General features: G+C 63.2%; 21 protein-coding genes, 2 pseudogenes and 1 riboswitch. Of the genes and pseudogenes, 12 read left to right on the top strand and 11 right to left on the bottom strand.

The genetic code is table 11. The features are described from left to right. Positions 1-89: 89 nt before the first annotated feature. The 3 genes from KDB76_RS15460 (at position 90) to KDB76_RS15450 (ending at position 3,530) form a co-directional block, all read left to right on the top strand. Positions 90-1,187, top strand: coding sequence for a sugar diacid recognition domain-containing protein (locus KDB76_RS15460; RefSeq protein WP_038409657.1), 1,098 nt, complete (start codon positions 90-92; stop codon positions 1,185-1,187). Positions 1,188-1,307: 120 nt separating this feature from the next. Continuing rightward, positions 1,308-2,447, top strand: coding sequence for a glycerate kinase (locus KDB76_RS15455; RefSeq protein WP_038409656.1), 1,140 nt, complete (start codon positions 1,308-1,310; stop codon positions 2,445-2,447). A gap of 165 nt (positions 2,448-2,612) precedes the next feature. Next, positions 2,613-3,530, top strand: a complete 918-nt coding sequence (locus KDB76_RS15450; protein WP_230397105.1) for an SMP-30/gluconolactonase/LRE family protein — start codon at positions 2,613-2,615, stop codon at positions 3,528-3,530. Here KDB76_RS15450 and KDB76_RS15445 read toward each other — a convergent pair. From KDB76_RS15445 to KDB76_RS15430, 4 genes are all read right to left on the bottom strand, one after another. Continuing rightward, positions 3,520-4,470 (bottom strand): site-specific integrase, encoded by a 951-nt coding sequence (locus KDB76_RS15445; protein ID WP_013972660.1) that lies wholly within the window; start codon positions 4,468-4,470, stop codon positions 3,520-3,522. The two genes, KDB76_RS15450 and KDB76_RS15445, sit on opposite strands and share 11 nt — an antisense overlap. An 87-nt stretch (positions 4,471-4,557) precedes the next feature. Next, entirely contained in the window at positions 4,558-6,879 is a 2,322-nt protein-coding gene (locus tag KDB76_RS15440; protein ID WP_038409655.1) for an EAL domain-containing protein, read from the bottom strand. An 81-nt stretch (positions 6,880-6,960) separates the two neighbouring features. After that, the gene (locus KDB76_RS15435; protein ID WP_038409654.1) at positions 6,961-7,944 is read right to left on the bottom strand and encodes an SCO family protein; all 984 of its coding nucleotides are present in this window, start codon (positions 7,942-7,944) and stop codon (positions 6,961-6,963) included. A gap of 57 nt (positions 7,945-8,001) precedes the next feature. Beyond that, positions 8,002-11,394, bottom strand: a complete 3,393-nt coding sequence (locus KDB76_RS15430) for a multicopper oxidase domain-containing protein (RefSeq protein WP_038409653.1) — start codon at positions 11,392-11,394, stop codon at positions 8,002-8,004. A 225-nt stretch (positions 11,395-11,619) separates the two neighbouring features. Next, positions 11,620-11,734: riboswitch (TPP riboswitch) on the top strand. 80 nt (positions 11,735-11,814) lie between these two features. On the opposite strand from KDB76_RS15430, the gene KDB76_RS15425 reads away from it, so the two are divergent. The 4 genes and pseudogenes from KDB76_RS15425 to KDB76_RS15410 form a co-directional block, all read left to right on the top strand. After that, on the top strand, positions 11,815-12,462 hold the full coding sequence (locus KDB76_RS15425) for a TenA family protein (protein ID WP_024087147.1): 648 nt from the start codon (positions 11,815-11,817) through the stop codon (positions 12,460-12,462). Next, positions 12,459-13,121: a thiaminase II gene (gene tenA, locus KDB76_RS15420; RefSeq protein WP_013972655.1), complete on the top strand. Its 663-nt coding sequence runs from the start codon at positions 12,459-12,461 to the stop codon at positions 13,119-13,121. Before KDB76_RS15425 ends, tenA begins: the two co-directional genes overlap by 4 nt. A 106-nt stretch (positions 13,122-13,227) precedes the next feature. Continuing rightward, positions 13,228-14,469 (top strand): cytosine deaminase, encoded by a 1,242-nt coding sequence (gene codA, locus KDB76_RS15415; protein ID WP_015270361.1) that lies wholly within the window; start codon positions 13,228-13,230, stop codon positions 14,467-14,469. A 228-nt stretch (positions 14,470-14,697) separates the two neighbouring features. Next, positions 14,698-15,450: pseudogene (locus KDB76_RS15410) on the top strand (DNA-binding protein); the annotation flags it as partial. A gap of 688 nt (positions 15,451-16,138) precedes the next feature. On the opposite strand, the gene KDB76_RS15405 reads toward KDB76_RS15410, so the two are convergent. Both KDB76_RS15405 and tnpB read right to left on the bottom strand, forming a co-directional pair. Continuing rightward, positions 16,139-17,656, bottom strand: coding sequence for an IS66 family transposase (locus tag KDB76_RS15405; protein WP_024086152.1), 1,518 nt, complete (start codon positions 17,654-17,656; stop codon positions 16,139-16,141). A gap of 18 nt (positions 17,657-17,674) precedes the next feature. Next, positions 17,675-18,034 (bottom strand): IS66 family insertion sequence element accessory protein TnpB, encoded by a 360-nt coding sequence (gene tnpB / locus KDB76_RS15400; protein ID WP_024086151.1) that lies wholly within the window; start codon positions 18,032-18,034, stop codon positions 17,675-17,677. Between the two features lie 86 nt (positions 18,035-18,120). Between tnpB and KDB76_RS29855 the strand changes: the two are divergent. After that, a pseudogene (locus KDB76_RS29855) lies at positions 18,121-18,354 on the top strand (cointegrate resolution protein T); the annotation flags it as partial. Positions 18,355-18,409: 55 nt separating this feature from the next. After that, entirely contained in the window at positions 18,410-18,580 is a 171-nt protein-coding gene (locus KDB76_RS29850; RefSeq protein ID WP_230397094.1) for a DUF6021 family protein, read from the top strand. Positions 18,581-18,688: 108 nt separating this feature from the next. On the opposite strand, the gene KDB76_RS15390 is transcribed toward KDB76_RS29850, so the two are convergent. Beyond that, the gene (locus KDB76_RS15390) at positions 18,689-18,940 is read right to left on the bottom strand and encodes a hypothetical protein (protein ID WP_013972652.1); all 252 of its coding nucleotides are present in this window, start codon (positions 18,938-18,940) and stop codon (positions 18,689-18,691) included. An 8-nt stretch (positions 18,941-18,948) separates the two neighbouring features. Next, the gene (locus KDB76_RS15385) at positions 18,949-19,449 is read right to left on the bottom strand and encodes a DUF4142 domain-containing protein (protein ID WP_013972651.1); all 501 of its coding nucleotides are present in this window, start codon (positions 19,447-19,449) and stop codon (positions 18,949-18,951) included. 152 nt (positions 19,450-19,601) lie between these two features. Here KDB76_RS15385 and KDB76_RS15380 point away from each other — a divergent pair, with 152 nt between their 5' ends. Continuing rightward, positions 19,602-21,170 carry a sensor domain-containing diguanylate cyclase gene (locus tag KDB76_RS15380; protein WP_038409652.1) on the top strand — a complete coding sequence of 523 codons (1,569 nt, stop codon included), beginning with the start codon at positions 19,602-19,604 and terminating at the stop codon, positions 21,168-21,170. A gap of 133 nt (positions 21,171-21,303) precedes the next feature. Here the strand turns inward: KDB76_RS15380 and KDB76_RS15375 are convergent, their stop codons facing one another. Then, positions 21,304-21,813 (bottom strand): GNAT family N-acetyltransferase, encoded by a 510-nt coding sequence (locus KDB76_RS15375; RefSeq protein WP_024087144.1) that lies wholly within the window; start codon positions 21,811-21,813, stop codon positions 21,304-21,306. Positions 21,814-21,830: 17 nt separating this feature from the next. After that, positions 21,831-22,544: an MgtC/SapB family protein gene (locus tag KDB76_RS15370; RefSeq protein ID WP_013972648.1), complete on the bottom strand. Its 714-nt coding sequence runs from the start codon at positions 22,542-22,544 to the stop codon at positions 21,831-21,833. A gap of 396 nt (positions 22,545-22,940) precedes the next feature. Here KDB76_RS15370 and KDB76_RS15365 point away from each other — a divergent pair, with 396 nt between their 5' ends. After that, positions 22,941-23,408, top strand: coding sequence for a sterol desaturase family protein (locus tag KDB76_RS15365; RefSeq protein WP_015270356.1), 468 nt, complete (start codon positions 22,941-22,943; stop codon positions 23,406-23,408). A gap of 168 nt (positions 23,409-23,576) precedes the next feature. Here KDB76_RS15365 and KDB76_RS15360 read toward each other — a convergent pair whose 3' ends face one another. Beyond that, positions 23,577-24,470, bottom strand: a complete 894-nt coding sequence (locus KDB76_RS15360; protein WP_023661652.1) for a bile acid:sodium symporter family protein — start codon at positions 24,468-24,470, stop codon at positions 23,577-23,579. A gap of 184 nt (positions 24,471-24,654) precedes the next feature. Between KDB76_RS15360 and KDB76_RS15355 the strand changes: the two genes are divergently transcribed. Then, complete coding sequence (locus KDB76_RS15355) at positions 24,655-25,518, top strand: Dyp-type peroxidase (RefSeq protein ID WP_024087143.1); 864 nt, start codon at positions 24,655-24,657, stop codon at positions 25,516-25,518. Positions 25,519-25,602: the final 84 nt, after the last annotated feature.

The raw sequence follows: 25,602 nt of genomic DNA, 5'->3' as shown, positions 1-25,602 counted from the left end.
GCGGCGTGCCTGTCTTTGTGCTTTTGCACAGCACTTGCACCGGGCTGCTGTGCCCGAGCCCAAATCCCTGACACCCAAAGGACCGCTCAATGTTCGAACTCGACCATGACCTGGCGCAGGATATCGTTGACCGCGCGATGGCCATTCTGCCATGCAACGTCAATGTCATGGACAGCCAGGGGTTGATCCTCGGCAGTGGCGAACCTGAGCGTATCAACACCCGCCACGAGGGTGCGCAACTGGTGCTGGCCAACGGCCGCATCGTCGAACTGGATACGGACGCTGCCAAGTGCCTCAAGGGCGTGCAGCCCGGGGTGAACCTGCCGCTGATGCTGGATGGCCGATTGATGGGCGTACTCGGCCTGACCGGTGACCCGCAGCAAGTGCGCACCTATGGCGAGCTGGTGCGCATGACCGCCGAAATGCTGCTGGCCCAGCGCCATTTGCAGGCCGACCAGCAATGGCGACGCCAGCGCTGTGACGATTTGCTGGCCCTGTTGCTGGGCGGCAGCGGCGATTCTCCCCGGTTGCTCGACGAGGCCCGGCAACTGGGCCTCAAGCCCCAGCTGCCGCGGGTACCGTGCCTGTTCGAGCTGGCCTCGGGGCCAGCCGCCGAAACCCTGGCGGCATGGTTGATGAGCCGCTACCCGGACAGTTGGTGCGTAAGCCCGGCCCGCCAGTCGTTGTTGTGGTGTCGCCCGGCAGGTGTGGCGCTGGACGAAACTCGCCTGCTGGAACGCCTGCAGCGCCATGGCTGGGACGTGGAGCGGCTGGCCCTGGGCAGTGTCGCGCAAAGCCTGGAGCAACTGCGCCGGGGTTATCGCCGGGTGCGCGACCTGTTGGCCTATGGGCGCGAGGTACTGCCCGGCGAGCGCTTGCTCAGCCTGCAGCGCTACCGGTTGCCGGCATTGCTGTGGCGGCACCGCAACGACGATGCGCTGGATGAATTGCTGGAGCCGTTGCAGAGCATTCGCAGCAAGGACAGCAGTGGGCAGTTGCTCACCACCCTGCGCGCCTGGTGTGCCCATGACGGCCAGAGCCAGGCCTGTGCCGATGCCCTGGGCATCCACCGCAACAGCTTGCGCTACCGCCTGGAGCGGATTGCCGAGCTGGGCGAGGTCGACCCGCTGCGCATGGAAGGGATGCTTAGCCTGTACCTGGGGTTGCAGCTGCTGCCTGCCGACTGAAGGGCCAGTGCAGGTGAAAGGCATCTGCCCAAACAACCCGCCCGGCGTTTTGTGCATTTGACCGAGGCCTCCTTGGCAGCCACCTGTCAGCATGCCGCTCATCAGGACAGGAGAAACCCCATGAAGATCGTCATTGCCCCCGACTCGTTCAAGGACAGCCTCGACGCCGCCGGTGTCGCCCGCGCCATCGCGGCGGGCCTGGCCGAGGCCTGGCCGGAGGCCGAGTTGGTCGAGTGCCCGATGGCCGACGGTGGCGAAGGCACCATGGATGCGATTCTTGCCGCCAGCCACGGCGAGCTGCGTCGTCAGACGGTACGCGGGCCGTTGGGGCAAAGCGTGGAGGCGGGCTGGGGCTGGCTGCCGCAAAGCCGCACGGCGATCATCGAAATGGCCCAGGCCAGTGGCCTGCAACTGGTGCCCACTGGCCAGCGCGATGCCTGCCGCAGCAGCACCTGGGGTACCGGCGAGCTGATTGCCGCCGCCCTGGCCGCCGGCGCGCAAAGGGTAGTGCTGGCCATTGGCGGCAGCGCCACCAACGACGCGGGCAGCGGCATGTTGCGGGCGCTGGGCCTGCGCCTGCTGGACGCCCACGGGCAAGCGCTGGAAGAGGGCGGCCTGGCCTTGGCCAAGCTGGTCCGCATCGATGCCAGCGACCTTGACCCGCGCCTGGCCGAGGTGCAGTTCGAAGTCGCGGCAGACGTCGACAACCCGCTGTGTGGCGCCAACGGCGCATCGGCGATCTTCGGCCCGCAGAAGGGCGCCAACCCACAGCAGGTGCAGGCGCTGGACCAGGCCCTGGGGCATTTTGCCGACCATTGTGCGCAACTGCTGGGTGAGGATGTGCGGGACTACCCAGGCTGTGGCGCTGCTGGCGGCATGGGGTTCGCAGCCCGGGCCTTCATGGGCGCGCAATTCCGCCCTGGGGTGGAAGTGGTGGCCGAACTGGCCGGCCTGGATGCCTTGGTGCAAGGTGCAGACCTGGTAGTGACCGGCGAAGGGCGCTTCGACGCCCAGACCTTGCGTGGCAAGACGCCGATGGGGGTGGCTCGGGTTGCCAAGCGCCATGGGGTGCCGGTGGTGGTGCTGGCCGGGACCTTGGGTGAAGGCTACCAGCAGCTGTATGCCCATGGCGTCGACGCTGCCTTTGCCTTGGCCAGCGGGCCGATGAGCCTGGAGCAGGCTTGTGCCAATGCTGCTGAGCTGCTGCGGGCGCGGGCTTGTGATATCGGGCGGCTGTGGCGCTGCGCAACGCGAACTTGATCGACCGCTGCAGTCTGCCGCACCCCGCGCTTGGTCATTGATTTTTTTGTTGTTATCGTAGAAAGGAGAATCGAAGGTAGCCAGCAAATGCCCGTCACAGAGCCTTTCCACGATAACGTTGCGGTGTTTACCGATGCCGCACAGGGCCTGGGACTGGCCTGTTCCATGACGCTGGCGGAGGTGGGCGAGTTGCGCAACCGCCTCAAGGCCTGCCGCTACGTGCCAGTCAACGTCGCCAGCACCCGCGCCGACCTGGGCGAAAGCCTGGTCTGGGATGAAGGCAGCGGCGCGTTGTACTTCGTCGATATCTCTGGCGGGCGGATCAACCGCCTGATGCCTGATGGCCAGGCCGAGTGCCTGTACGAATCCGCGGCACGCATTGGTGCGCTGGCGCTGACCGACCAGGGCAACCTGATTTTCACCGAAGACGCCAGCGTGGCCATCTTCGACGTATCGCTGCGCAAGGTGCGCCGGCATTCGGTGTCGGTTCACCCGCGGTCGACCTACCGTTTCAACGACGGCGCCTGCGACCCGCAGGGCCGATTCGTGACCGGGCTGATGGACGATGCCCTGAGCGGCAACACCGGGGCACTGTTCCGCTTTGACGGGCAGTTGAATGATCAGGTGATCCACGACGACATGGCGTTGCCCACCGGCCTGGCCTGGTCGCAGGACGGCCATACGGTGTACTTCGTGGACTCGGCGGCGCGCTCGATCTACCGCGCCAGTTACCTGGCCGAAGGCCGGCTTGGCGCGGTCACTCTGTTTGCCGAAACCCCTGCCGAACTGGGGCGGCCGGACGGCCTTGCGCTGGACCGTGACGGCGGCCTGTGGGTGTGTCAGTACCATGGCAGTTGCCTGTTACGCTATGACCGCCATGGCCACCTCACCGACCAGGTACTGATGCCAGTGCCGTGCCCCACCAGTTGCTGCTTCGGTGGGGAGGGGATGAATACCTTGTTCATCAGCACCGCGCGCTTGGGCATGAGTGCCGAAGACTTGCAGCATTACCCCGACGCTGGCGACCTGTATGCCATCAACCCGGAAATTGGCGGCATCGCCCGTCACACCTTCAAGGAATAAGCTTTTGCGCCTGGCTGGCCGGTAGCACGGCCAGTTCGCCAAAGCGCTGCGCCGCGTCGATGTAGCGCAACGCCGACTTCGCGTCTTTCCAGCCCACATAGCTCATCAGCGCCTTCAGCTCCCAACCGTTGGCCGTGGCCCAGGTGGCAAAACCTCGGCGCAGCGAGTGCCCGGTATACAGCGCCGCCGGTACCCCGGCGCGCTCCAGCATGCGCCGCAGCAGGCCGACCAGGCTGTTGCTGTTGAGCGCGGTGTCGCCGAGGTTGCCCCAGCGGTCGAGCTTGCGGAACACCGGCCCATGGGCGATGCCGGCGACTTCCAGCCATTGCAGGTAGGCCGTGACCGGGCACAAGGCCTTGAGGGCCGGGGTGCGATGCTGTACGCCCAGGGCTTCGCGGTCGCCCTTGCTGCGCGGCAGGAACAGGGTGATGCCGACGCCGGCCTCGGCCTGGATGTGCTCCACGCGCAGGCGTGCCAGTTCATCACCCCGAAAACCGCGCCAGAAGCCCAGCAACAGCAGCGCAGCGTCGCGACGCGCCCGGCGCAGGGTGGCCAGGTCATGCTGTTCGCGGGCCTGGCGGGCTTCTTCTTCGAAGCATTGCACTGCGCTTTGCAGGTGCTGCAGCAACAGCGGCGCCGCCTGCCTGGGCGGTGTCGGGTGCAAGGTGCGGATGCCGCGCAGCACCTGGCGCACCAGCGGCGCCTTGGTCGGGTCGGGGAAACCTTGGGCGACGTGCCATTGGCTGAGCGCCGCCAGGCGCTGGCGCAGGGTACTGACGGCATGCTGGTCGGCGTGGTCGGCCAGGTAGCGGGCGATGCTCTCGGCCGTGGCCGGGAGAAAACCGCCCCAGTGGGTTTCGAAATGCTCGATGGCGGCCTGGTAGCTGCGCCGGGTGTTGTCACGGGTGGCGGCGCGGAGGTAGCGCTCGATGTCGGTCATGGTGCGGGGGCGAGTGGATGATGGGCACACGATAAACCGAAATGGATTGCCTGTCCTGGCTGCAAAGCAGCCCCAATCTGGCTTGCGTTACACGCAGGCCTTGTCCTCGACACCGTTGAAGAGCGGGTAGTCACGCAGCTGCGCCGGCGACAGCGGCCGGCTGAAGTGGTAGCCCTGGGCGATATCGCAGCCGGCAAGCTTCAGGCACACCACTTGTTCGCGGGTTTCCACGCCTTCGGCCACCACTTCTAGGCCCAGGCGTTTGGCAAGGATGATGGTGGACGATACGATCGGGCTGTCGTCGTGGCTGTTGGACAGCGGCGCAATCAGTGAGCGGTCGATCTTCAGCTTGCTCAGCGGCAGCGAATGCAGATGGGCAAAACCGGCGTAGCCGCGGCCGAAATCGTCCAGGCTGATGCCCAGCCCGGCGTCGCGAAGAGTGTGCAGGTGCGCCACCGCCGTGCCTTCGGGGTCGAGGATGGTGGTTTCGGTGATTTCCAGCTCCAGCCGCTGCGGGGCGATGGCGTACTGCTGCAGTTCGCTCAGTAGCCGTGCAGCGAAGTCTGCCTGGCGTAGCTGCAGCGCAGATACATTGACCGCCAGCCGCGTCTTCCGGCCTTGGGCGTCCCAACCCGACAGGGCCTCGCAGGCCAGGCGCAACACCTCCCAGCCCAGCTCGACAATGAAGCCGCTGCGTTCGGCCAGGTCAATGAACCGGTCAGGGTACAGCAGGCCGAACTCGGGGTGGTCCCAACGCACCAGCGCTTCGTAGCCCAGCACCTGCTGGGTGTCGAGGCGGATCTGTGGCTGGTAGTGCAGCACGAACTGGCGCTCGGCCAGGGCGCTGCCGAAGGCCTGTTCGAGGGTGAAGGCGTGGATGTCGGCCAGGTTCAGCGATGGGTCGAAGAAACGGTACTGCGCACGCCCGGCCTGCTTGGCCGAGTACATCGCGGCATCGGCACTGCGGATCAGGCTGTCGATGTCCTGGCCGTCGCGCGGGCAGATACTCACGCCTACGCTGGGGCTGGTGTTGACCTCCTGGCCGTCCAGCGCGTAGGTGGCCGACAGCTTCTGCACCAGTACGCGGACCCAGGCATTGATCTGCTCCTCGCTGCGCTCGCCGGCCAGCAGCACCACGAACTCGTCGCCACCAAAGCGCGAAGCCTCGTCGCCGGGTTCCAGCAGGCGCTGGATACGCCCGGCAACGGCCTGCAGCAGCAGGTCGCCGATCTTGTGCCCGAGCGAGTCGTTGATCGACTTGAAGCGGTCCATGTCGATGAACAGGATCGCCATCAGCCGGCGCTTGCCGCGTTGCCGGGTCAGCACCTGGCCGGCCACCTCGACGAACTGGCGGCGGTTGTGCAGGCCGCTGAGGTGGTCGGTGGCCGCGGCATGGCTGCTGCGCCGGTGTTCGTCCTCGAGGCGGTCGATCAACTGCTGGTTGACCTGCTGCGCCTGTTCCAGCGCGCTGAAGGCCTCCTGGCGCTTGCGCAACAGGCGCAAGGTCCACAGCAGGCTGGCGAGGATCATCAGGGTCATGCTCAGGTTCAACCAGAACTGCCGGGAATAGGCCAGCGTCGAGGGCGCGAGGATTTCGTCCTGGCGCTGGCTGACCACCACGCTGAAACCCCGCTCCGGCAGGCGCCGGTACAGGCTCTGGTAGGGGGCGCCGGCCGCGTACTGGGTCAGCATGCCTGCTTCACTGCCACTGTCCGGCAGCCCGGGCAGCAGTGCGTCACCGGCCACCACGCCGCTGCTATCGATGCGCACCCGCTCCAGGCCGTCATCCTGCAGCAGGCGCACCAGCCCGCTGCCGCCCAGGTCGATGTGCTGCAGCAGCACCGCCAGGTAGCCGATGTCCAGCTGCACCACCAGGATATTGTCGATTTCGCGACCGGGCAGGTTGGTCAGCGGCAGCAGGAAGGGCAGGTGCCAGTTGGGCACGGTGGTCGCTTGCCCGGGGGGCTGCACGCTGGGCAGGAACGGTTTGAAACCGTAGCGGGCAACGTGCCGCTGCAGCTGGCGCAGCCAGTCTTCGGGCAGCTCGGCGGCCTCGTCGGCATGGCTGGCCGACAACAGCCGGCCTTGCCGGTCGTACAGGCTCATGCGCTTGAATACCGGGTCTTCGGCAAGCATGCGCGCCAGGCTGACGCTGCCCTGGCTCAGCATCTTCATGTCGTCCTGGGCGACCCGGCCCACGGCCTGGGCGCGATCCACCAACTGGCGCAGGCTTTCGCCAACGATACTGGCCAGGTTCAGGTGCTCGGCGGCCTTGGCCGACAGCGTGTCCTGGCGGGCGGCAACCTTCTGCGAAACATGCAGCCCCCAGACAAAGGCCAGGGTGGCTGCACAGAGCATCAGGATCAGCAGCCGCAGAAGGCTGGCGGATGAAAGCGAACGGCGAATCACTGCTGATAGTTCCCGACCCTGGGTGATGGTCGAAAAATACGACAGTAAGATGACAGCCTAATGACTGGTGGCCAATTGCCTTTAAGGATTTCCCTTATCGGCCAGCGGCGTCTGCAGGCGCGCAGTTTCTTCCTCCATGTAACTCATCAGCGCGCTGACTTCGGTATCGCCCAGGCGCATGTTGGGCATGGCCACGCGGTTGTATTGTTCGTACAGCAGCATGGCCAGGGGGTCTTTCTGGGCCAGCATCTGGTCGGGCTCCTTCAGCCAGCGGGTCAGCCAGTTGGCATCACGCTGGCGGGTCACGCCGAGCAGGTCGGGGCCGATGCCGGGTTGTCCGGGCTCGGCATTGCCCAGGGTGTGGCAGGACGAGCAGCGGGTACGGAAGAGTTGCTCGCCACTGCTGGGTGCGCGCACCTCGGGAGCCTGGGCGTAGTCATTGGCCATGGCACTGGCCTGTTTCCAGTTGTGCAGGCTGTTGCCCAGGCGGTCGGCGAGAATGTACGGGTTTTCGAAGGGCGAGGCCTTCATCCAGCGGCCGGTGGCCTGGTTGCCGATGATCAGGCTCAGGTTGTGGTCCTTGGAGCGGCCGTTTTCCAGGCCATCGATGTACAGGCCCAGGCTGCGGCGCAATTGTTCGATATCGGCCGGCTCGCCGGTGAGCAGCGTCCAGCCGGGGCCGATACCAAACTTTTCGGCGTAGCGCTTGAGGGTGGCGGGGGTGTCGTTGTAGGGGTCGATGCTGATGGAGTAGAGGAAGATGTCCTTGCCGACCCGGTCACCGAGGATTTTCTGCACCTGACGCAGGCGCGCGGTTTCCACCGGGCAGGAGTCGGAGCAGCCGGTGAAGATGAAGTTGATGGCGACCACCCTGTCCTTGATCAGGTCGTCGAAGAAATGCACCTTTTCACCGTCCTGGGTGAGCAGCGAGATGTTGGGGAAATAGTTTGCGCCCCAGGGAGTTGCAGCTTCCTCGGCCACGGGTTGCTGTGGTTGCAACGGCCAGAACGGGATACTGGCGGCGAACAGCGAGAGCACCAGCAGGAAACGCCATGAGCCGGACATGATGCGGTCCTCGTCGAAAACGGTAGCGGGGGCTGCATGGCAGCCCCCGCTTTTCGGTTACCTGATGCTGACCGGCGCCGTCACGCTCTGCCCCAGCGCCGATTTCACGGTCACGGTCGCCGGTGTGGCCGGGCCGCTGCCGGTGGTTGTGGTCGACAAGCGCCAACGGGCGCCGCTGGTAGTGGTACTCAGCGTGGCCGTACCCAGCAGCAGCGGGCCACTAGTGGTTGCCGCAGTCACGGTGATGCTGTTGCCGGTGGCCACCGTGGTGGTGCCCGAAATATCCCAGGTAAAGCGGTTGCCGCTGCGCACCTGCACCGTGGCACTGGTGACCTGGATCTGGTCAACCGCCGCTGCCGGGCTCACCGCAATGCTGACCGTGGCCGGGGCCACCGATTCGGCGCCCTTGGCGTCACGGGCCGTGTAGTTGAAGCTGGCGGTGAACGCTGTGGTTACCGTGGCCGGTGGGACGTAGGTGACCGTGCTGCCGTCGGTACTGGTAGTGCCCTGGCCGGAGTCCGGCTGGCTGAGGCCGACTACGGTCAACGGCAGGTTGTTTTCCGGGTCGGTGTCGTTGGCCAGCACGTTCAAGGTGATCTGCTTGCCGGCCGTGGTAGCCGCGCTGTCGTTGGCCGCAACCGGCGGTTTGTTGGTCGGGTCGTCGTTATCATGGCCTTCGGTGCGGAAGGTCGGCAGCCCAACCGAAGCCACGTACTCCACGCCATCCCAACCCGGTAGTGGGGTCGGCATCACCTGGAACTGGCCTGGGTGTTCCAGGTCCCAGCGCAGCAGCATCGACGAGTCTTCATGCTGGGTGTTGTGGCAATGTTCCATGTAGGTACCGGCGAATTCGCGGAAGCGGATGGCCATTTCCACCTCTTTGGACGAGTCGGTATCCGGCCCTATGCGATACACGTCCTTGCGCGCCCATTTTTCCCATTCTGGCGGGGCCTTGCCGTCGCGACTGAGGATCACCCCTTCCTCGAAGTGCACATGCACCGGGTGACTCCAGCCATTGCCACCATTGATGATCTTCCATACTTCCAGGGTACCGTCGCCGCTGAAACCGCCGTCGGTAGACTGCTGGGTCAACTGTGGCGCCGCGTTGATGCGACGTGGGTCCATGGAGTAGCCAAAGCTGCCATCTGTCTTGATGGTCCAGGGCTGGGTGTCGGTACCGTCCGAGCGGCCGAAGATGAACTCGCGATGGCGGGCATCCTTGAGCTTGGCCTGGTCGGTGGCCGAATTACGGTCTATCGGCAGCGGCAGCATTTTCAGGCCTTCGGCCTTGCCCGGCTTGGCCGGTTCATAGGCAACCGGGTCCATGCTCAGGTCCTGGCCGCTGTAGGGCTGAACCACGAACTGCATGAACTTGCCGATCGCCGGGTCGCCGTTGTCCCACTCAGGCCCGTTGCTGGTCTGCTTGATCACCGCCTTGTATTTTTCCGACAGCACATCGGCCAGGGCAATGGCACCCTCCGGGCCCTTGCCGCTCTGATGTTCCTCCAGGTTGACCAGGTACAGCTTGTCGCCGACCTTGATGCCGTGTTTGGCGAAGTTGATGATGATGTCGTAGCGTTCGGCGATACCCTGCAGCGGCAGGACGCCGTTGTTGTCCTGCAGGTTGCCGTCACCGTTGAGGTCCATGGTGCCGTCGAACGGCACGGTGTGTTCCATGATGTTGCCGTCGTTGGCGATCATGTGGAACGGTACCCGCGCGTATGAAAGGTTGGAGCCGGTAGGGCCTTTGAACTCGCCGCTGTTGCCGGCGATCTCCCGCACGACGGCAAGCTTCAGGTAGCGCGACACCGAGCCATTGAGGATACGGAAGCGGTAGCTGCGCGCGCGTACCTTGAGCGTTGGCCGGTACTGCCAGTTGACCAGGATCTGGTCGCCGAGGAAGCCATCGGTGTTGAACGGGTTGAACCACAGCTGGCCGTTGGCATCCCAGGCCTTGTCGGCGATCACCAGGTTGACGTCGTAGTCGCGGTTACCCCACGGCATGCCCGAGCCACTGGGGAAACGTAGGTTGACGCCATCCTGCAGGGCCTCGTTGCCGCGATCCAGGGCGCTGTAGTAGTTCATCATCACGGCGTTGCCCTTGTAGACGTTCTGCGCTGTGAAATCCATCATGTGGTCGTGGAACCAGTGGGTGCTCATGGTTTCGCGCCAGTCACCACGAATCTTGATGCTGCCGTTCTGGCAGGTTTTCAGGCCGGGGTTGGCATCGTTGACGAACAAGGTTTCGCCCGCCGAGCAAGGGAACGCAGCGCGTGGGTCTTCGGCACGGGTGTTGATGGTGTCATACCCAGCCAGTTGCAGCGGCCAGCGGTAATCGTAGTACTGCCCCGGGAAGAAGTAGGCGTTTGCATAGCCATCGCTCTCGGCCGGGGAGTGGCCATTGTGCTCATGGGTCGAAAGGGTGTGCAGGCCAAACCCGGCGTTGGCCGAGGGGTCGATCGGCAACGCGTTGTAATGGCGCATCAGGATCGGTTGGCCATAGCGCACCATCAGCAGCTTGGGCGGGAAGGTGCCGTCGAAGGTCCATAGCGACTTGTGGTTTTGCAGCGGCATCTTCGGGTGGAAGCGGGTGTCGATGCCCTTGGTGGTGCCCAGTGTGTTCGGGATATCGGAAGTCTGGTAGTACAGGCCGCCCGGGGCGAACTCGCCAACTGCATAGTTGTGCAGCTGCTTGCGGTCACGCAGGCCGAGGTTGATGCGCGCACCGGCCTGGGCGGTCTTGAACCCCGCCTGCGGGTAGAACTCGTTCCAGCGCTGGTGCGACCAACCTTTTCCTGGTGGCCGGCCTTCCGCAGGCGAACCGACCGGTTGGCGGTTGAGGAACATCTCGATCTGCGCCTTCCATGGGTTGCGGTCGAGCACGTTGGAATACTGGGTCGGGAAGGGGTACAGGCCCGGCTGTTTGAGGAAGGCTTCCAGGGCTGTACCGCTGGGGCCGCTGCGGGCCACCACGTTGGGGTCCTGCGCTGGTGCCGCGCCCAGGGTCGGCACCGGGAAGGTCAGAGTGGGCGGCGGCAGCGTGGGGTCGAGCCTTTCCGTGCCGAATTCCTCGAATAGCAGTAACTGCTGGGTAAACGGCAACGCGCCGAACAGCGGGCTTGGCTTGCCATTGGTGGGGTATTTTTCCCCGGTTTGCAGGGCCGGTGGCAACACGTTGTTTGCGCTTACCGTGTTGCGGTCACCGTACACGCCATCGGTCAGTTCGAGTGAGCCTTGATTCGCCTCTGGCATGCTATAGAGGTCCAGCAAGGGCTGGGTCGGGTCAGCCGGCTGATCAGTGTAGGCCGACGGGTCGGTCGGCGGGGGCATGCTGTTGTCGTCCATGGGCGCCGCTGTCGCCGTGACCAGCCCAAGGCCGAGCATCAGCGTAGCGACGGTGGACAGCTGGAATGCATGCCTTGCAGGGTGGATCATGGCAGGTGTTTTCATTGCCTTGCGCCTCGTTTGCGCCGTCATGGCTATTTGCCCGTTTCCGGGGCTGGAGCAACGGGTGTGCCAACCCAAATACGAGGAATATGTTTCTAAATAAATCCTTGTGGCGCCTGATGCGCGCTAAATGCCACGGCGTCAAAAATGGGTGAGGGCCCCCACTAGTGGGTCACCCATTGCCCACAGATTGGGTGGTGACAGCTTCGGCGCCCTGGGGTATACCTGAGCGCCACCAAGGGGAGCCCGGGAACGGGCTGAGAAACCGCTGGATGCTGCAGCGCGGTGACCCTTCGAACCTGATCCGGATCATGCCGGCGAAGGGATGGGACTTTGAAACCTGCCTTTTTGCCGGCCTCACTGCGAGGCCCGTCCATGCCAATCACCGCGGTCTCGCTGTCACCCCCCATCAAGGACAGCAACATGACCGAACGCTTCAGCCAGTCCCTGCGCCGCCGCAGCGAGCCGACCTGGTCGGCGGCCGTTGGCCACCGCTTCGTCACCCAATTGTGCGACGGCAGCCTGCCGGACCCGATCATGGTCGACTACCTGGTGCAGGACCACCGCTTCCTCGACAGCTTCCTGACCCTGCTGGGCGCGGCCATCGCCACCGCCGACACCTTCGAGGCGCGCCTGCGCTTCGGGCGCTTTGCCGGGATGATCTCCAGTGACGAGAACACCTACTTCCTGCGCGCCTTCGAGGCCTTGGGGGTAAGCCCCGCACAACGCAGCGAACCAGCCGACACCGTCCCAACCGCAGGCTTCAAGGCGATCATGCGCGAAGCGGCGGCCACCCGGTCCTATGCGGCCGCGCTGGCGGTGCTCAACGTCGCCGAAGGCCTGTACCTGGACTGGGCGTTGAAGGCGCCAAAGCCGATGCCGGACAACTTCGTCCACGCTGAATGGATCACCCTGCATGACAACCCGGCATTCCAGGACTTCGTTGCCTTCCTGCAAGCCGAACTCGACCGCGTCGGCCCGCAGGACGCCGTGCTGGCGGGTGACTTCTACCAGCGCACCGTGGCGCTGGAGCTGGCCTTCTTCGATGCCGTCTACCCGGAGGACAAATGAGCATGGATATCTTCGACCGCCTCAAGGCTGCCGCCACGCCGCAGTGGAACAGCTACGTCGACCACGAATTCGTGCGCCAGATGGGCGAGGGTACGTTGAGCGAAGCCGCCTTCCGCACCTACCTGGTACAGGATTACCTGTTCCTCATCCAGTTCGCCCGCGCCTGGGCACTGGCTGCCTACAAGAGCCGTCGACCGGCCGACATCCGCGCCGCGCAGGCCGGGCTGGCGGCGATTCTGGATGAAACCGAGCTGCACTTGCGCCTGTGCGCGCGCTGGGGCCTGACCCAGGCTGATATCGAGGCCGCGCCCGAACACCAGGCCACGGTTGCCTATACCCGCTATGTGCTGGACTGCGGTGCCGCGGGTGACCTGCTGGAGTTGCATGTGGCGCTGGCGCCTTGCGTGATCGGTTATGCCGAGATTGGCCGGGCGTTGTCCGAGCGCATTGGCGATCTGAGCAATCACCCGTACCGCGAGTGGATCGCCGAGTATGCCGGCGAGGGCTACCAGGGTGTCGCCACAGCGGCGCGCAAGCATCTGGACGAGCTGGCAGCGCGGAGCATGACCGAGCAACGGTTTGCCGAGCTGGTGGAGATCTTCGGCCAGGCGTCCAGCCTGGAGGCGGACTTCTGGCAGATGGGGTTGGCTAGCCAATAACGCACTGCATGGCCCTGCGCTCCTACAAAGGTCCGCGCTAACCGGGCAGATGAGATTTCGGCCACTATGCTGGTAGGGCCACCCGCAAAGCCCAGGGAGAAGCATCATGAACATCATCAACGCACGCCTGCGCGGCAAGCCTGGCCTGTTCCGCATCGAACTCAGCGGCGAACGCATCGCCGCCATCGTGCCCCAGGCCGAAGGGGTGGCGGCGCGCGCTGCCGATGACCTGGATGCCGGGCAGAACCTGGTGGTGGCGCCCTTTATCGAACCGCACATCCACCTGGACGCCACGCTGACCGCCGGCGAGCCGCAGTGGAACATGAGCGGGACCCTGTTCGAAGGCATCGAGCGCTGGGCCGAGCGCAAGGCAATCACCACCCACGACGACATCAAGAACCGCGCAAAGAAGACCATCGGCATGCTGGTGGATCATGGCATCCAGCATGTGCGTACCCATGTCGATGTCACCGACCCCACCCTGACCGCGCTCAAGGCGATGGTCGAAGTGCGTGACGAAGTGCGCCACCTGCTCGACCTGCAGATCGTCGCCTTCCCCCAGGAGGGTATCGAGTCGTACGCCAATGGCCGGGCGCTGATGACCGAAGCGGTGGCCATCGGTGCCGACGTGGTCGGCGGCATTCCACACTTCGAGAACACCCGCGACCAGGGCGTGTCTTCGGTCAAGTTCCTGATGGACCTGGCCGAACGTACCGGCTGCCTGGTGGATGTGCATTGCGACGAGACCGACGACCCGCAGTCGCGCTTTCTCGAAGTGCTGGCCGAAGAGGCGCGGGTGCGCGACATGGGCGCCCGGGTGACAGCCAGCCATACCGTGGCCATGGGCTCGTACGACAATGCCTACTGCTACAAGCTGTTCCGCCTGCTCAAGCAGTCGGGTATCAATTTCGTATCTTGCCCGACCGAGAGCATTCACCTGCAAGGGCGTTTTGACAACTACCCGAAACGCCGCGGCGTCACCCGCGTGGCCGAACTCGACCGGGCCGGGATGAACGTGTGCTTTGGCCAGGATTCCATCGTCGACCCTTGGTACCCGCTGGGCAATGGCAACATCCTGCGTATTCTGGAGGCCGGCCTGCACATCTGCCACATGCTTGGCTACGAAGACCTGCAGCGTTGCCTGGACCTGATCACCGACAACAGCGCCCGCACCCTGAACCTGGGCGAGCGTTACGGCATCGAAGTGGGGCGGCCGGCCAACCTGTTGCTGCTGTCTGCGCCGGACGATTACGAAATGGTGCGCAGTCAGGGGCATGCGCTGGTGTCGGTACGCAACGGCAAGGTGCTCATGCGTAGAACACCTGCCAGGGTTGAACACTACAGCTGACGCTCCCTGCTTCAGCATTCTGCAGCGCCCCGCCGGCTTGAAGCCGAGCGGGGCGCTTTGCTGTCTGGCGTACTGGTTTATCCCAGCGCACAGCTCCCAGGAACCATTCACATGCGATAAGCCGTGATTATTCCACCATAGGAAATGTTTGCTCGGGCAATGGCTTGCCTTCATAATCGGTATGTAATTACATGGTACATAACACGGTACAAAATCGTAGGAGCAAGCATGGCCCGGGGCGGTATAAACAAGGTTGTAGTGCAGCAGGCACGTCAGGCGCTGATTGCCCGGGGCGAGAACCCCAGCATCGATGCGATACGTATCGAGCTGGGCAACACCGGCTCCAAGACCACGATTCACCGCTACCTGAAAGAGTTGAACGGCCAGCAACCCGTGGCTTCCGAGGGTGGCATTGCGCTGAGTGACGTGCTGAGCCGAATGGTCGGGCAACTGGCAACCCAGTTGCAGGACGAGGCCGACCTGAAGATCGAGCAGGCGGAAAGCGCCTTCACACGACAGCGCGAACAGCTGGAGGCACAACTGGCCATTGCCCAGCAGGCACTGGCTGCGGCGCACCAACAGCATCAGATCGATGTGGCCGCACTGGCCGCCGAATCGGAAAAACTGCTTTCCACCCAAAGCACCCTGCAGGCCGAACAGCTGCGCAGTGCCAGCCTCAACCAGTCGCTGGGCGAGTTGCAGGTGCGCCTGGCCGACAAGGAGGAGCAGGTAAAATCACTGGAAGACAAGCACCGTCATGCCCGCGACGCGCTGGAGCACTACCGCAACGCCAGCCGCGAACAGCGTGAACAGGAGCAGCGCCGCCACGAAGCGCAGCTGCAACAGTTGCAGGTGGAGGTGCGTCAACTGCAGCAAGGCATGATCGTCAAGCAGGACGAGCTGACCCGCCTGCACCGCGACAACGAGCGCTTGCTGGGTGAGCATCGCCAGGCCGCCAGCGCCTGCAGGGCGCAGGACGAGTGTAACTGCTCCATTAACCCAACATTCAAATCGTTTAGCTAATCCCGGATGCTGTGCTCCCGATTTCTTGCTGGCGCCCATCCGCCATGATGCGACCTCGATGCAAAAGTCAAAAATCTCTAGCCCAAACCGTCGACTTCTGAAAATCCATCGACGGCCTACCTGCTCTGGTCAAGTCGGACATCAATCTCGCGGTATTTGACCCGTGCTTTTCGTCGATAACCTTCCCCAACTGAGGATGAAACCTGCGCAGCATTACTGTCAGTCGATCCTCCATGCCAAGGTTTTCTACCCGTAACTCACCAGGGGCCAGAGGCTGCTAGGCGCGGAACCCAAATTTTGCACCATTGAATAGCCATTACCTGGCGATTCTGTGCCACTGAAATGGCCTGGCCTTGGCATTCTTATACCGACTGAATGGAATCGGACTATTTAGCACCATTTCTGTGCCACAGAATTGCCATTTAATGCCACGGAAATGCAGGATTCTGTTCTTTCTGTCCTCATTTGAGCCCCTTTGGTCCTGTACCGGGGGTAGGACTTTTTTTGTATCGGGCTCAGGACTTTCTAGTTTTCCAGGGGAGGCAGCCCCAAAAAATGTCCCGAGTCTATTACGTGTTTGGCGTATTTGGCGGTACAACAAAGGACATCCCAAGAGAGCCTCGGCATGACCCACCCTGGGATAGGTTCAGGCTTGACGTGGTAACTCTCGCGAGCAGTTCCACGGCAGCAGCGCTTCATAGTCCGCCACCGACTGCGCATGCGGCAGTCGCTCCAGCACGTGGCGCAGCCACGCATAGGGCTCCTGACTGTTGGCTTTGGCGGTCTCGACTAGGCTATAGATTTGAGCGCTGGCAACGGCGCCCTTGGGCGTGTCGCTAAACAGCCAGGCCTTGCGCCCAATGACAAAAGGCCTTATCGCTCTTTCTGCCGGATTGTTGTCGATCGGCAGGTGACCCGCCTCGACATAACGTTTGAGTTTGTTCCAGTTGCTGGCCAGATAACCGACGGCTTTGCCCAGTGCGTTTTGCGCGGTCACTTGCGGCTGGGTTTTCTCCAGCCAGCCGTGCAGTTGCGCAAGGATCGGCAGGCTGTCTTGCTGACGACCTTGGTGGCGCTGCTCGTCGCTGGCGTCTTTCAGGTCACGCTCGATTCCGTACAACTTGTTGATCAAGTTCAGCGCGATATCGGCCCGCCCAGTCTTGCCTTTCGGTTGCACTTTCTGCGCTTCAACAAACTTGCGTCGAGCATGCGCCCAGCAGCCCATACGCTCGATACCTGGTTGTACGGCCACGGCGTTGTAACCGGCGTAATCGTCGGTCATCAAATAGCCGCAATAACTTTCCAGCAGACGCGAAGGCACTTCCTGCGCACGGCTGGTCGAGTAGTCGAACAGGATCACTGGTTTGCCGGGTGGGCCGCCGGTTTGCACCCACATCCAGGATTGGCTGGTCGCCTCTCGATCCGGTTCTTTCAGCACCTGCACGCGGGTTTCGTCGCAGTGGATCACGCGACTTTCCAGTAGCCGATCACGCATCAGATTGAGCAGCGGTTGCAGATGTTCGCCGCACTGGATCACCCAGCGGGCCAGGGTTTGACGCGAGATGTCGATACCATGACGGCTCAGCACTTTTTCGAAGCGGTGCAGTGGCAGGCCATCAACGTATTTGGTGGTCAGCAGCATCGCTAAAACACTGGGGCTGGCCATACTCTTTTCGATCAGCTGCGCCGGCTTGTCGGCGGTGACCGGGGCGGTTTCACAACCGCGGCAACCGTAAACCTTGCGAATGTGTTTGATCACGCGGATCTGCATCGGCACGATTTCGAGCTGCTCGCTGACTTCTTCACCGATGGTGTGTTTGCGGCAGCCACAGGTGCAGGTCAGTTCGTGCTCGGGGAGTTCGTGGATAACTTCGATGCGTGGCAAATCCGCAGGCAGCGGCTTGCGTTTACCACGGCGCTTAGTCGGCGCGACGGCTTCTTCATCAACGTCTTCGGCAACAGGTTCAGCGACGCTTTCGGCTTCGTTGAACAATACTAATTGCGGTGTTGCCGGATCAGTCGTTTGTTCTGACTTGCGACCAAACAAGCGCTGGCGCAGCAGCGCATTCTGCTCTTCAAGATGAACGACCTTGGACTGCATCTGAGCAATTAATTGCTTGAGCACAGCCGGGTCATCGGGAAGGGTGTCGGGCATGGAAATCATGCCGCGGATTATACCCAATCAAGCCACGAATCGCGGGGTCAAAACCTGATGTGGACGGTTGCGCCACAGATCAAAGCCGTCGAGTAGCCAGTTCAGCTCCTGAACCGTCAGCACGATGGCGTCGTCGGTGATATCGGGAGATGTTTTAAAACGTTCGGATTCGAGGCGCTTGAGCCAAAGGCAGAAGCCGTTGCGCTCCCAATAAAGGATTTTCACTCGATTACGGGGCCGATTAAGAAAAACGAACAGCACAGGGTCGAACACGGCCACCTTGATATCTAGTTCGACCAGGGCGGCCAGACCGTCGATGGATTTTCGGAAGTCCACCGGTTTGGGGTAAAGGTATACCTTTTCGACTTTGGTGTCGGGTCGCATCATGACGTGCTGGCTCCAGAGAGAAATCGGGAGCACAGCTTCAGGGATCAACTGTCGGCTTTGAATGTGGTGTTCATGGATCCCTTACGGACGAGTTGCTGGAGCAGCGTGATGCACAGATCCAGGGCTTGCGCACGATCCTGGCCCAGGCGCAGGGTGCAAGCGAGGAAATGCGTCGGCAGCTGGATGTGCAGGCACAGAGCCTCGAGGCCAGGCGCGACTTGTGCACGGAGCAGGCTCGTCAACTGCAGCAGCTCGAGGAGCAGCTGAAGCAACGTGATGAAGCGTTGGTTCAATGCCGAGCCCGGCTAGCTGTAGATTAATCAAACTTTTCCCGGCCGGTGGTTTCTTCCCTAGACACTCACCGGAGAAAGCCTCATGCCTGAACCACAACAGCCAGAAAAACATCCCCAAGGGCCCCATTCGTCCGAGAAGGCGAACAAACGCCAGGACTTGGGTTTCGACCCCGATTCGCCAGATGTGGAGGATCCGCAAGTCGACCCTCAAGGACCTGCCAAGCCACCGCGGGACGTCGAAAAATCCCCGTGAAGGTGGCATTTGTCGCTAAGGGCCGCTCAGCGGCCCCCGCGATCAACACGGTACTGCTTGGGGCACGCTGTCTCGAGGCCTTTGCCAGGCAAGCTACGCTCGCTTGACTCAGGACTCTGCCTGCCTGGCTGCCTCCACGCCCGCAGCCGAGAGTTTGATGGGGTAGTTCACGCTGATCTGGTGGTCGCTGCTCACCGCCACGCTGCCATCCTGGATCAAACCGGCCTCCTGCAGCGTCTTGAGCATGCCGGCCACGGCTTTCTCGCCCCGGTAGTTGTCCAGCACTTCCTTGCCCAGCCCCTGAGGGTGAGCATGCAACAGGCGAGTCAGCACTTCGGCTTTCAATGCATCGTTACTCATGGCGGGCCTCACTTGCCGTGTTTGGCCTGAAGCGCCTTGGCATGCTCCAGATGCTGTTCGAGCTTGGGCAGGGTTTCGCTGGCAAAGGCCTTCAATTCAGCCTTGTCGGAAGATGCGGCTTCCTTCTTGAACAACTCCACCGCCTTTTCGTGAGCGTCGACCTGGTTGTTGACGTAAGACTTGTCAAACGACTCCTCTCGCCATTCCAGGATCATTTTCTTGACCTTGTCGGTTATTGCCGCCTCATCGGGTACGGAGATGTCGAGCTTGCGAGCGATGTCGCCGAGTTTCTGATTGGCCTTGGTGTGGTCGCTGACCATCTGCTGGGCAAAGGTCTTGATTTCGGCATTCTGAGTTTTTTCCAGAGCCAGCTTGCCGGTGACCACTTCGGCAATACCGGCCTCGGTGGCCGCTTCGACGAAGTCATCGGAACTCGCCGCCATTGCCTGCACCGATGCCAAGCCCAACACCATGGAAAAACCGACACGCTTGATGAAGAGACTGCTCATGCTTCACTCCTTAAACCGTGGCGCGACCTCAGTGTCGCGTACGGTTGAGGGTGAATGGGGAGCAAAGGTTTAATCTTTTTCCTGGTCGGCTGCGCTCAGGTGATGCTGAACTATAGTGAAACGCGGCAAACGCGGTAAGGCTAGGGATTTCAATGTGCGCAGCCAGGAAACAGGATGAGGACGGGCTCTTCGCGATAACCGGCGAGGGCCGGGCCGTGGCGCTGTTCCGCCTGGTACTCGCGTTCATGCTGGTGGTGATGCTCGCCTTCGTCGTGGTGGAAGGTTGGCGCATCTGGCGCGACTACCGGCACGCCTTCACCAATGCCGAGAACATGGTCTCCAATCTGGCCCGGGCCACGGCGCAGCATGCGGAAGATGCCATCCGCCAGGTCGACGCAATTACCGCGGCTCTGGCCGAGCGCCTGGAAGGCGACGGCTTCGAGCACATCGACCGGCCGCGCCTGCATACCTTGCTGGTCCAGCAGAAAAGCATCATGCCGCAGTTGCACGGGTTGTTCGTGTATGGCCCGGATGGCAGCTGGATCGTTACCGACCAGGCGGTAGTCCCGCCCAATGCCAACAATGCCGACCGCGACTACTTCATCTACCACCGCGAGCATACCGACCGCAGGGTCCACATCGGCTCGGTGGTGCGCAGCCGTTCTACTGGCGACCTGATCATCCCCATTTCGCGGCGCCTGCAATACGCCGATGGCAGCTTCGCCGGGGTGTTGCTGGGCACCATCAAGGTGGACTGGTTCGTACGCTACTACGGCGACTTCAAGATCGACGAACGCGGCGCGCTGGTACTGGCCAAGCGCGACGGCACCATCCTGGTACGGCGGCCGTTCGTCGAACAGGTGATTGGCCGCAGCCTTAGCAGCAGCGAGATCTTCCGCAAGCACCTGCCGCATGCAAGCGAAGGGGTGGCCGAGGCGGTCGCCGTGGTGGACGGTACGCCACGGCTGTATGGCTATCGCGCGCTGGCCAGCTACCCGTTGGTGGTGGAGGCCGGCTTGTCGCGGGAATCGATCGTCGCGCCCTGGCGGCACGATGCGATCAAGTCGGTGGCAGTGTTGCTGCTGTTGCTGGTGGGGCTGGCAGCGTTTGGTGGTGTGGTGTTGCGCCAGTTACGCGAGCGTATTGTCATCGAGCGGGCGCTGCACCAGGCACACCAGACCCTCAAGGCCCTGGCACTGACCGACAGCCTGACCGGCCTGGGTAACCGCAGGCGGCTGGACGCAGTGTTCGAGCCGGAACTGCGTCGGGCACGACGCCAGGGCTACTCGCTGGCGCTGGTGATGCTCGACCTGGATTACTTCAAGGCCTACAACGACCGTTACGGGCACCCAGCGGGCGACCAGTGCCTGCGGCGCTTTGCCGAGGTGCTGCAGCAGGCACTGAAGCGGCCGGCCGACCTGGCTGTGCGCTATGGGGGCGAGGAGTTCACACTGCTGCTCCCCGATACCGATGCCCGCGGGGCGGAGCTGCTGGTGCAGGAAGTGCAACAGCTGTTGCGGCGTCAGATGCTGGAGCATGCAGGTAGCCCACTGGGGCGGGTGTCGTGCAGCGCGGGGATTGCCGTGGGTGACCTGGCGCGGGAGGGGGTGACGGCCGAGCGCCTGATGGCGGCAGCGGATGCGGCGCTGTACCAGGCCAAGCGCCGGGGGCGGGACGGGTATTGCCTGGCAGAACGTGCAGTGGTGGGCGTAGATGAATAAAGGCCCTCGATTGCCTGTACCGGCCCCATCGCCGGCAAGCCAGCTCCCACAGGGGATAGCGCATGGCTCGAGGCCGATGCGGTCAAGGTAAGAGCTGGCTTGCCGGCGATGGGCTGCAAAGCAGCCCCGGGGTCTAAATATCTAAGCCAAGGCGCATCGCACAACGGCCCGCAAGCCCATGGGCACGCTCGTCCGCCAGAATCTGCTGCAAGCGTGCATCCAGCAGCCCCTCATCGATCACCTCGAACCCTAACCGCGCATAGAACGGCGCATTCCATGGCACATCGGTAAAGGTGGTCAAGGTCAGCTCCCGCGCCCCCGCATGGCGCGCCGCATCGACCACCTGCTGCAGCAGCTTGCGCCCGACACCTTGCCCCTGGGCCTCCCGGCGCACCGAAATTTCATGAAGATGCAGCGCCTGATCCACGAGCCGGGCACAGGCAAACCCCAGAATGCGCCCATCCGGCCCCTCGGCCACCCAGCTCCCGCCAGCTTCGACAAATGCCTGATGGGCGCCGCAGTCCATCACATCTCCTTGCGCCAGCCATGCCAGCGCCGGCCGGGCGGCAAAAGCCTGGGCCGCCGAGCGCTCGACGTCCGGGAGCCATTGAATGTCTTGCACGAGGGTAGGGCGAATGCGCATGAAGAAGTCCTTTCGTTCTAGTCTGCCGCCAGCACCTGCGGCTGCAATTGCCAGCGCACCGAGCTTACACCTTTCTCCAGGCTCACCCGGCTGACCAACCGTTCCAGTTGCGCTGGCGCCTGCGCGGTGCCGAGCAGTTCGGCGCGTACTTCCAGGCGTGCGGGGTTCGCCAGGTCTTCGCTGTGCAGTGACTGCAGGCGCAGCTGCGGGTCGCCCAGGCTGTGCAACATCAGGCTGCGGACCTGGATCTCGTCCTCGGCGCGGCAGACGATGCGCACCTCGAAGTGCTGCTCCACCTCGCTGGCCGGCACCACTTCCTGGCGGTCCAGGCGCTGGGCAATGTCGCGCAACAGGATGTTGGCACACAGCACCACCAGGCTACCCAGCGTCGCTTCCAGCAGCAGCCCGAGGCTGCACAGCACGCCGACTGCGGCCGTGCACCACAACGTGGCGGCAGTGTTCAGGCCACGTACGTTGAACCCGTCACGCATGATCACGCCGCCACCCAGAAAACCGATGCCCGATACCACGTACGCGGCGATACGCGACGCATCGGTGGGCGCCATGCCCGGCACCGCCTGGGTCATCAGCACGAACAGGCAGGCACCGGTGCTGACCAGTGCATTGGTGCGCAGCCCGGTCAGGCGCTGGCGCAGTTGACGTTCGGCACCGATCAGCGCCCCCAGCAGCAGGGCGATGCTGACACGCAGCAGAAATACTTTCCAATCCATAGCAAACCTCTTCCACGGGCACACGCCCGCAAGAACGCCATCAGCTGGCGCGGTTGAAAAACCAGAAAATGCGCAGGACCACGAAGGGGGAGGAAGAAGAGGGGGATTACAAGAAACCACCGTCTTGCCAGGCCGGCCAGACAGTGCAGGACACTGCCGGACTAGCGCGCCACGTGGGCCTGTCGCATGCGACTGGGGCTACTGTCCAATGCAGGTCTCCTGTTCAGGGATGCAAAATTGCGCCGCGGACGTTACGCCCCGTGGCAGGCCAGGTCAAGGGCAAAAACATGACAATGGCTTCATCCGCAAGGGCCCGCAACCGGTCACGCCTGCATGGAAAAAAACGCGGGCAATCGGTACCCTTGCGCCTTCCCTTGCCATCCCCCGGACCGTTCCATGCTGTTCAATCTCGCCGTACTGTTCGGCACCCTGGTGGCCATGGAGGGCGTTGGCACGCTGGCTCACAAGTACATCATGCATGGCTGGGGCTGGTGGTTGCACCGCTCGCACCATGAGCCGCAACTGGGCATGCTCGAAACCAATGACCTGTACCTGGTAGCCCTGGGGCTGATCGCCACGCTGCTGGTGGCTCTGGGCAAGGGTGGTTTTGCGCCCTTGCAGTGGGTGGGTGGCGGCGTGGCGGGGTACGGCGTGCTGTATGTCGTGGCCCACGACGGGTTCTTTCATCGGCATTGGCCACGCAAGCCACGGCCGGTCAACCGCTACCTCAAGCGCCTGCACCGCGCACACCGGTTGCATCATGCGGTGAAGGGGAGAACGGGGAGTGTGTCGTTCGGGTTCTTCTATGCACCGCCGTTGAAGGTGTTGAAACAGCAGTTGCGGCACAAGCGCAGCCAGTTGTGACAGGGACTGGCAGAGCAGCCCACGATGATGCAACTGCACATGACTCATTGAGTCAGCAGGGACCCTGTGGGAGCGGCTTCAGCCGCGAACACCGGCGCAGCCGGTGCCATGCACCGAGTTGGATTCTTCGCGGGTAAACCCGCTCCCACAGGGTACGTGGAAAGGCCCTCAATTCACCGTTTCACCCTTGGGCTGCGCCACCACATGCCCGCGGCTCACCCACCAGCCAAACGCCGCCGCGGTGAAGAACATGATAAGGCTGTACAGCGCCGCCGGCACTGCCATGGTGGCGTTGTTCAGCAGCGAAGGGCTCAATGCCAGGGCAATCGCCAAGGTGCCGTTATGGATGCCGATCTCCATGCCGATCGCAATCGCCTGGCGCTTGGGAATGTTCAGCAGGCGCGGTACCCAGTAGCCCACGCTCAGGCTCAGCAGGTTGAACAGCAGCGCGGCCAGGCCCACCACCGGCGCGTAGGCAACCACGGTCTGCCAGTCCTTGGCCAGCGCCAGGACGATGGTGAACGCCAGGAACAACGCAGCCACCAGCTTCATCGGCTTCTCCATGCGCGCGGCGAAGGCGGGTGCAAAGCGGCGAACCAGCATGCCCAGCGCCACCGGCAGCAGGACGATGGCAAACACCTGCATCACCTTGGCAAACTGCAGCGGTATGGCCTGGTCCGATGCCATGAACCAGCTCAGCGACAGGTTCACCAACAGTGGCATGGTCAGGATCGCGATCAGCGAGTTGACTGCCGTCAGGGTGATATTCAATGCCACATCGCCATGGGCCAGGTGGCTGAACAGGTTGGCCGTGGTACCGCCCGGCGAGGCGGCCAGCAACATCAGCCCCACCGCCAGCGCCGACTCCAGGCCAAACCCGTTGGCGATCAGGAAGCACACCAGCGGCAGCAGCAGGATCTGGCAAACCAGGCCTACCACCACCGGCTTGGGGTACTTCACCACGCGGGCGAAGTCGGCCAGGGTCAGCGATAACCCGAGACCGAGCATGATGATGCCCAGGGCCAGCGGCAGAAAAGCGGTGAGCAAAGGGGAGGCGGTCATGGGCGGTCTCTCGGGCGAAGGATCCGGTGGAGTGTAGGTCGGCCCCGATTGATAGCTAATGGCAAAACGCCAGCCCTTGGTAACCGTTTGTTACCGAGCGCAGCGCCCAGCGAGGCTGTATGCCGCGTTGCAGCAGGCCCGCAGGCGCAGTAGCATTCCTGTTTTTACCGAGGATTAGCCTGTCATGCCGTTCCAGCAAGGTCTGCTTGCCACCCCGGTGCCGGCCCACGCCCGTCACCTGTTCTTCTCCCTGCAGTCGCCCGAGGCCCTGCCTGTCGCCCTGGATGCCTTGCTGCCGCAGGTCGATGGCGAACAGTTGATTCTGGGTGTCGGCGCCCCGCTGGCCAAGGCCCTGGGCCGTGACGTACCTGGCTTGCGCGCCTTCCCTCAGCTGGATGCTGCAGTGGAGAACCCCAGCACCCAACACGCCCTGTGGCTGTGGCTGCGTGGCGACGAGCGCGGTGACCTGCTGCTGCGGGCCCAGGCCCTTGAGCTGGCATTGGCTCCGGCCCTGCGCCTGGCCGACAGCGTCGATGGCTTCCTGCACCGTGGCGGCCATGACCTGACCGGCTATGAGGACGGCACCGAAAACCCGGTGGACGAAGAAGCCGTGCAGGCGGCAATTGGCGCCGATGGCTCCAGCTTTGCCGCGTTCCAGCTGTGGAAGCACGACCTGGAGTACTTCAAGTCGCTGCCCCAGGCTGACCAGGACAACATCATCGGCCGGCGCCTTAGCGACAACGAAGAGCTCGACGACGCCCCCGAGTCCGCCCACGTCAAGCGCACGGCCCAGGAAAGTTTCGAACCAGAAGCGTTCATGGTCCGTCGTTCGGTGGCCTGGGCAGACCAACGGGGCGCTGGCCTGGCCTTCGTGGCCCTGGGCCACAGCTTCGATGCGTTCGAGGTGCAGCTGCGGCGCATGAGCGGCCTGGAGGACGGCATCATCGACGGCCTGTACCGCTTCAGCCGGCCACTGACCGGTGGATACTACTGGTGTCCGCCGATGAGCGAGACGGGTGTCGACCTGAGCCTGTTGCTGCAAGCCTGATCGCTAAACATCCAGATACAGAAACACCGGACGCAGCCGGGGGCAGCGGCTAGCCTTGAAAGTTTCCGCTTCATGACGGGAGCT

The organism is Pseudomonas sp. JS425, assembly GCF_018223845.1.
GTDB classification, from domain to species: domain Bacteria; phylum Pseudomonadota; class Gammaproteobacteria; order Pseudomonadales; family Pseudomonadaceae; genus Aquipseudomonas; species Aquipseudomonas asiatica.
Note: the sequence above shows the minus strand (reverse complement) of the source record. Positions and strands in the feature narration are given on the sequence as shown.

Excerpts from the sequence above, each read along its gene's own strand:
- KDB76_RS15460 (WP_038409657.1), top strand. The coding sequence starts at position 90 with ATGTTCGAACTCGACCATGACCTGGCGCAGGATATCGTTGACCGCGCG.
- KDB76_RS15455 (WP_038409656.1), top strand. The coding sequence starts at position 1,308 with ATGAAGATCGTCATTGCCCCCGACTCGTTCAAGGACAGCCTCGACGCC.
- KDB76_RS15450 (WP_230397105.1), top strand. The coding sequence starts at position 2,613 with ATGACGCTGGCGGAGGTGGGCGAGTTGCGCAACCGCCTCAAGGCCTGC.
- KDB76_RS15445 (WP_013972660.1), bottom strand. The coding sequence starts at position 4,470 with ATGACCGACATCGAGCGCTACCTCCGCGCCGCCACCCGTGACAACACC.
- KDB76_RS15435 (WP_038409654.1), bottom strand. The coding sequence starts at position 7,944 with ATGTCCGGCTCATGGCGTTTCCTGCTGGTGCTCTCGCTGTTCGCCGCC.
- KDB76_RS15430 (WP_038409653.1), bottom strand. The coding sequence starts at position 11,394 with ATGAAAACACCTGCCATGATCCACCCTGCAAGGCATGCATTCCAGCTG.
- KDB76_RS15425 (WP_024087147.1), top strand. The coding sequence starts at position 11,815 with ATGACCGAACGCTTCAGCCAGTCCCTGCGCCGCCGCAGCGAGCCGACC.
- tenA (WP_013972655.1), top strand. The coding sequence starts at position 12,459 with ATGAGCATGGATATCTTCGACCGCCTCAAGGCTGCCGCCACGCCGCAG.
- codA (WP_015270361.1), top strand. The coding sequence starts at position 13,228 with ATGAACATCATCAACGCACGCCTGCGCGGCAAGCCTGGCCTGTTCCGC.
- KDB76_RS15405 (WP_024086152.1), bottom strand. The coding sequence starts at position 17,656 with ATGATTTCCATGCCCGACACCCTTCCCGATGACCCGGCTGTGCTCAAG.
- tnpB (WP_024086151.1), bottom strand. The coding sequence starts at position 18,034 with ATGATGCGACCCGACACCAAAGTCGAAAAGGTATACCTTTACCCCAAA.
- KDB76_RS29850 (WP_230397094.1), top strand. The coding sequence starts at position 18,410 with ATGCCTGAACCACAACAGCCAGAAAAACATCCCCAAGGGCCCCATTCG.
- KDB76_RS15390 (WP_013972652.1), bottom strand. The coding sequence starts at position 18,940 with ATGAGTAACGATGCATTGAAAGCCGAAGTGCTGACTCGCCTGTTGCAT.
- KDB76_RS15385 (WP_013972651.1), bottom strand. The coding sequence starts at position 19,449 with ATGAGCAGTCTCTTCATCAAGCGTGTCGGTTTTTCCATGGTGTTGGGC.
- KDB76_RS15380 (WP_038409652.1), top strand. The coding sequence starts at position 19,602 with ATGTGCGCAGCCAGGAAACAGGATGAGGACGGGCTCTTCGCGATAACC.
- KDB76_RS15375 (WP_024087144.1), bottom strand. The coding sequence starts at position 21,813 with ATGCGCATTCGCCCTACCCTCGTGCAAGACATTCAATGGCTCCCGGAC.
- KDB76_RS15370 (WP_013972648.1), bottom strand. The coding sequence starts at position 22,544 with ATGGATTGGAAAGTATTTCTGCTGCGTGTCAGCATCGCCCTGCTGCTG.
- KDB76_RS15365 (WP_015270356.1), top strand. The coding sequence starts at position 22,941 with ATGCTGTTCAATCTCGCCGTACTGTTCGGCACCCTGGTGGCCATGGAG.
- KDB76_RS15360 (WP_023661652.1), bottom strand. The coding sequence starts at position 24,470 with ATGACCGCCTCCCCTTTGCTCACCGCTTTTCTGCCGCTGGCCCTGGGC.
- KDB76_RS15355 (WP_024087143.1), top strand. The coding sequence starts at position 24,655 with ATGCCGTTCCAGCAAGGTCTGCTTGCCACCCCGGTGCCGGCCCACGCC.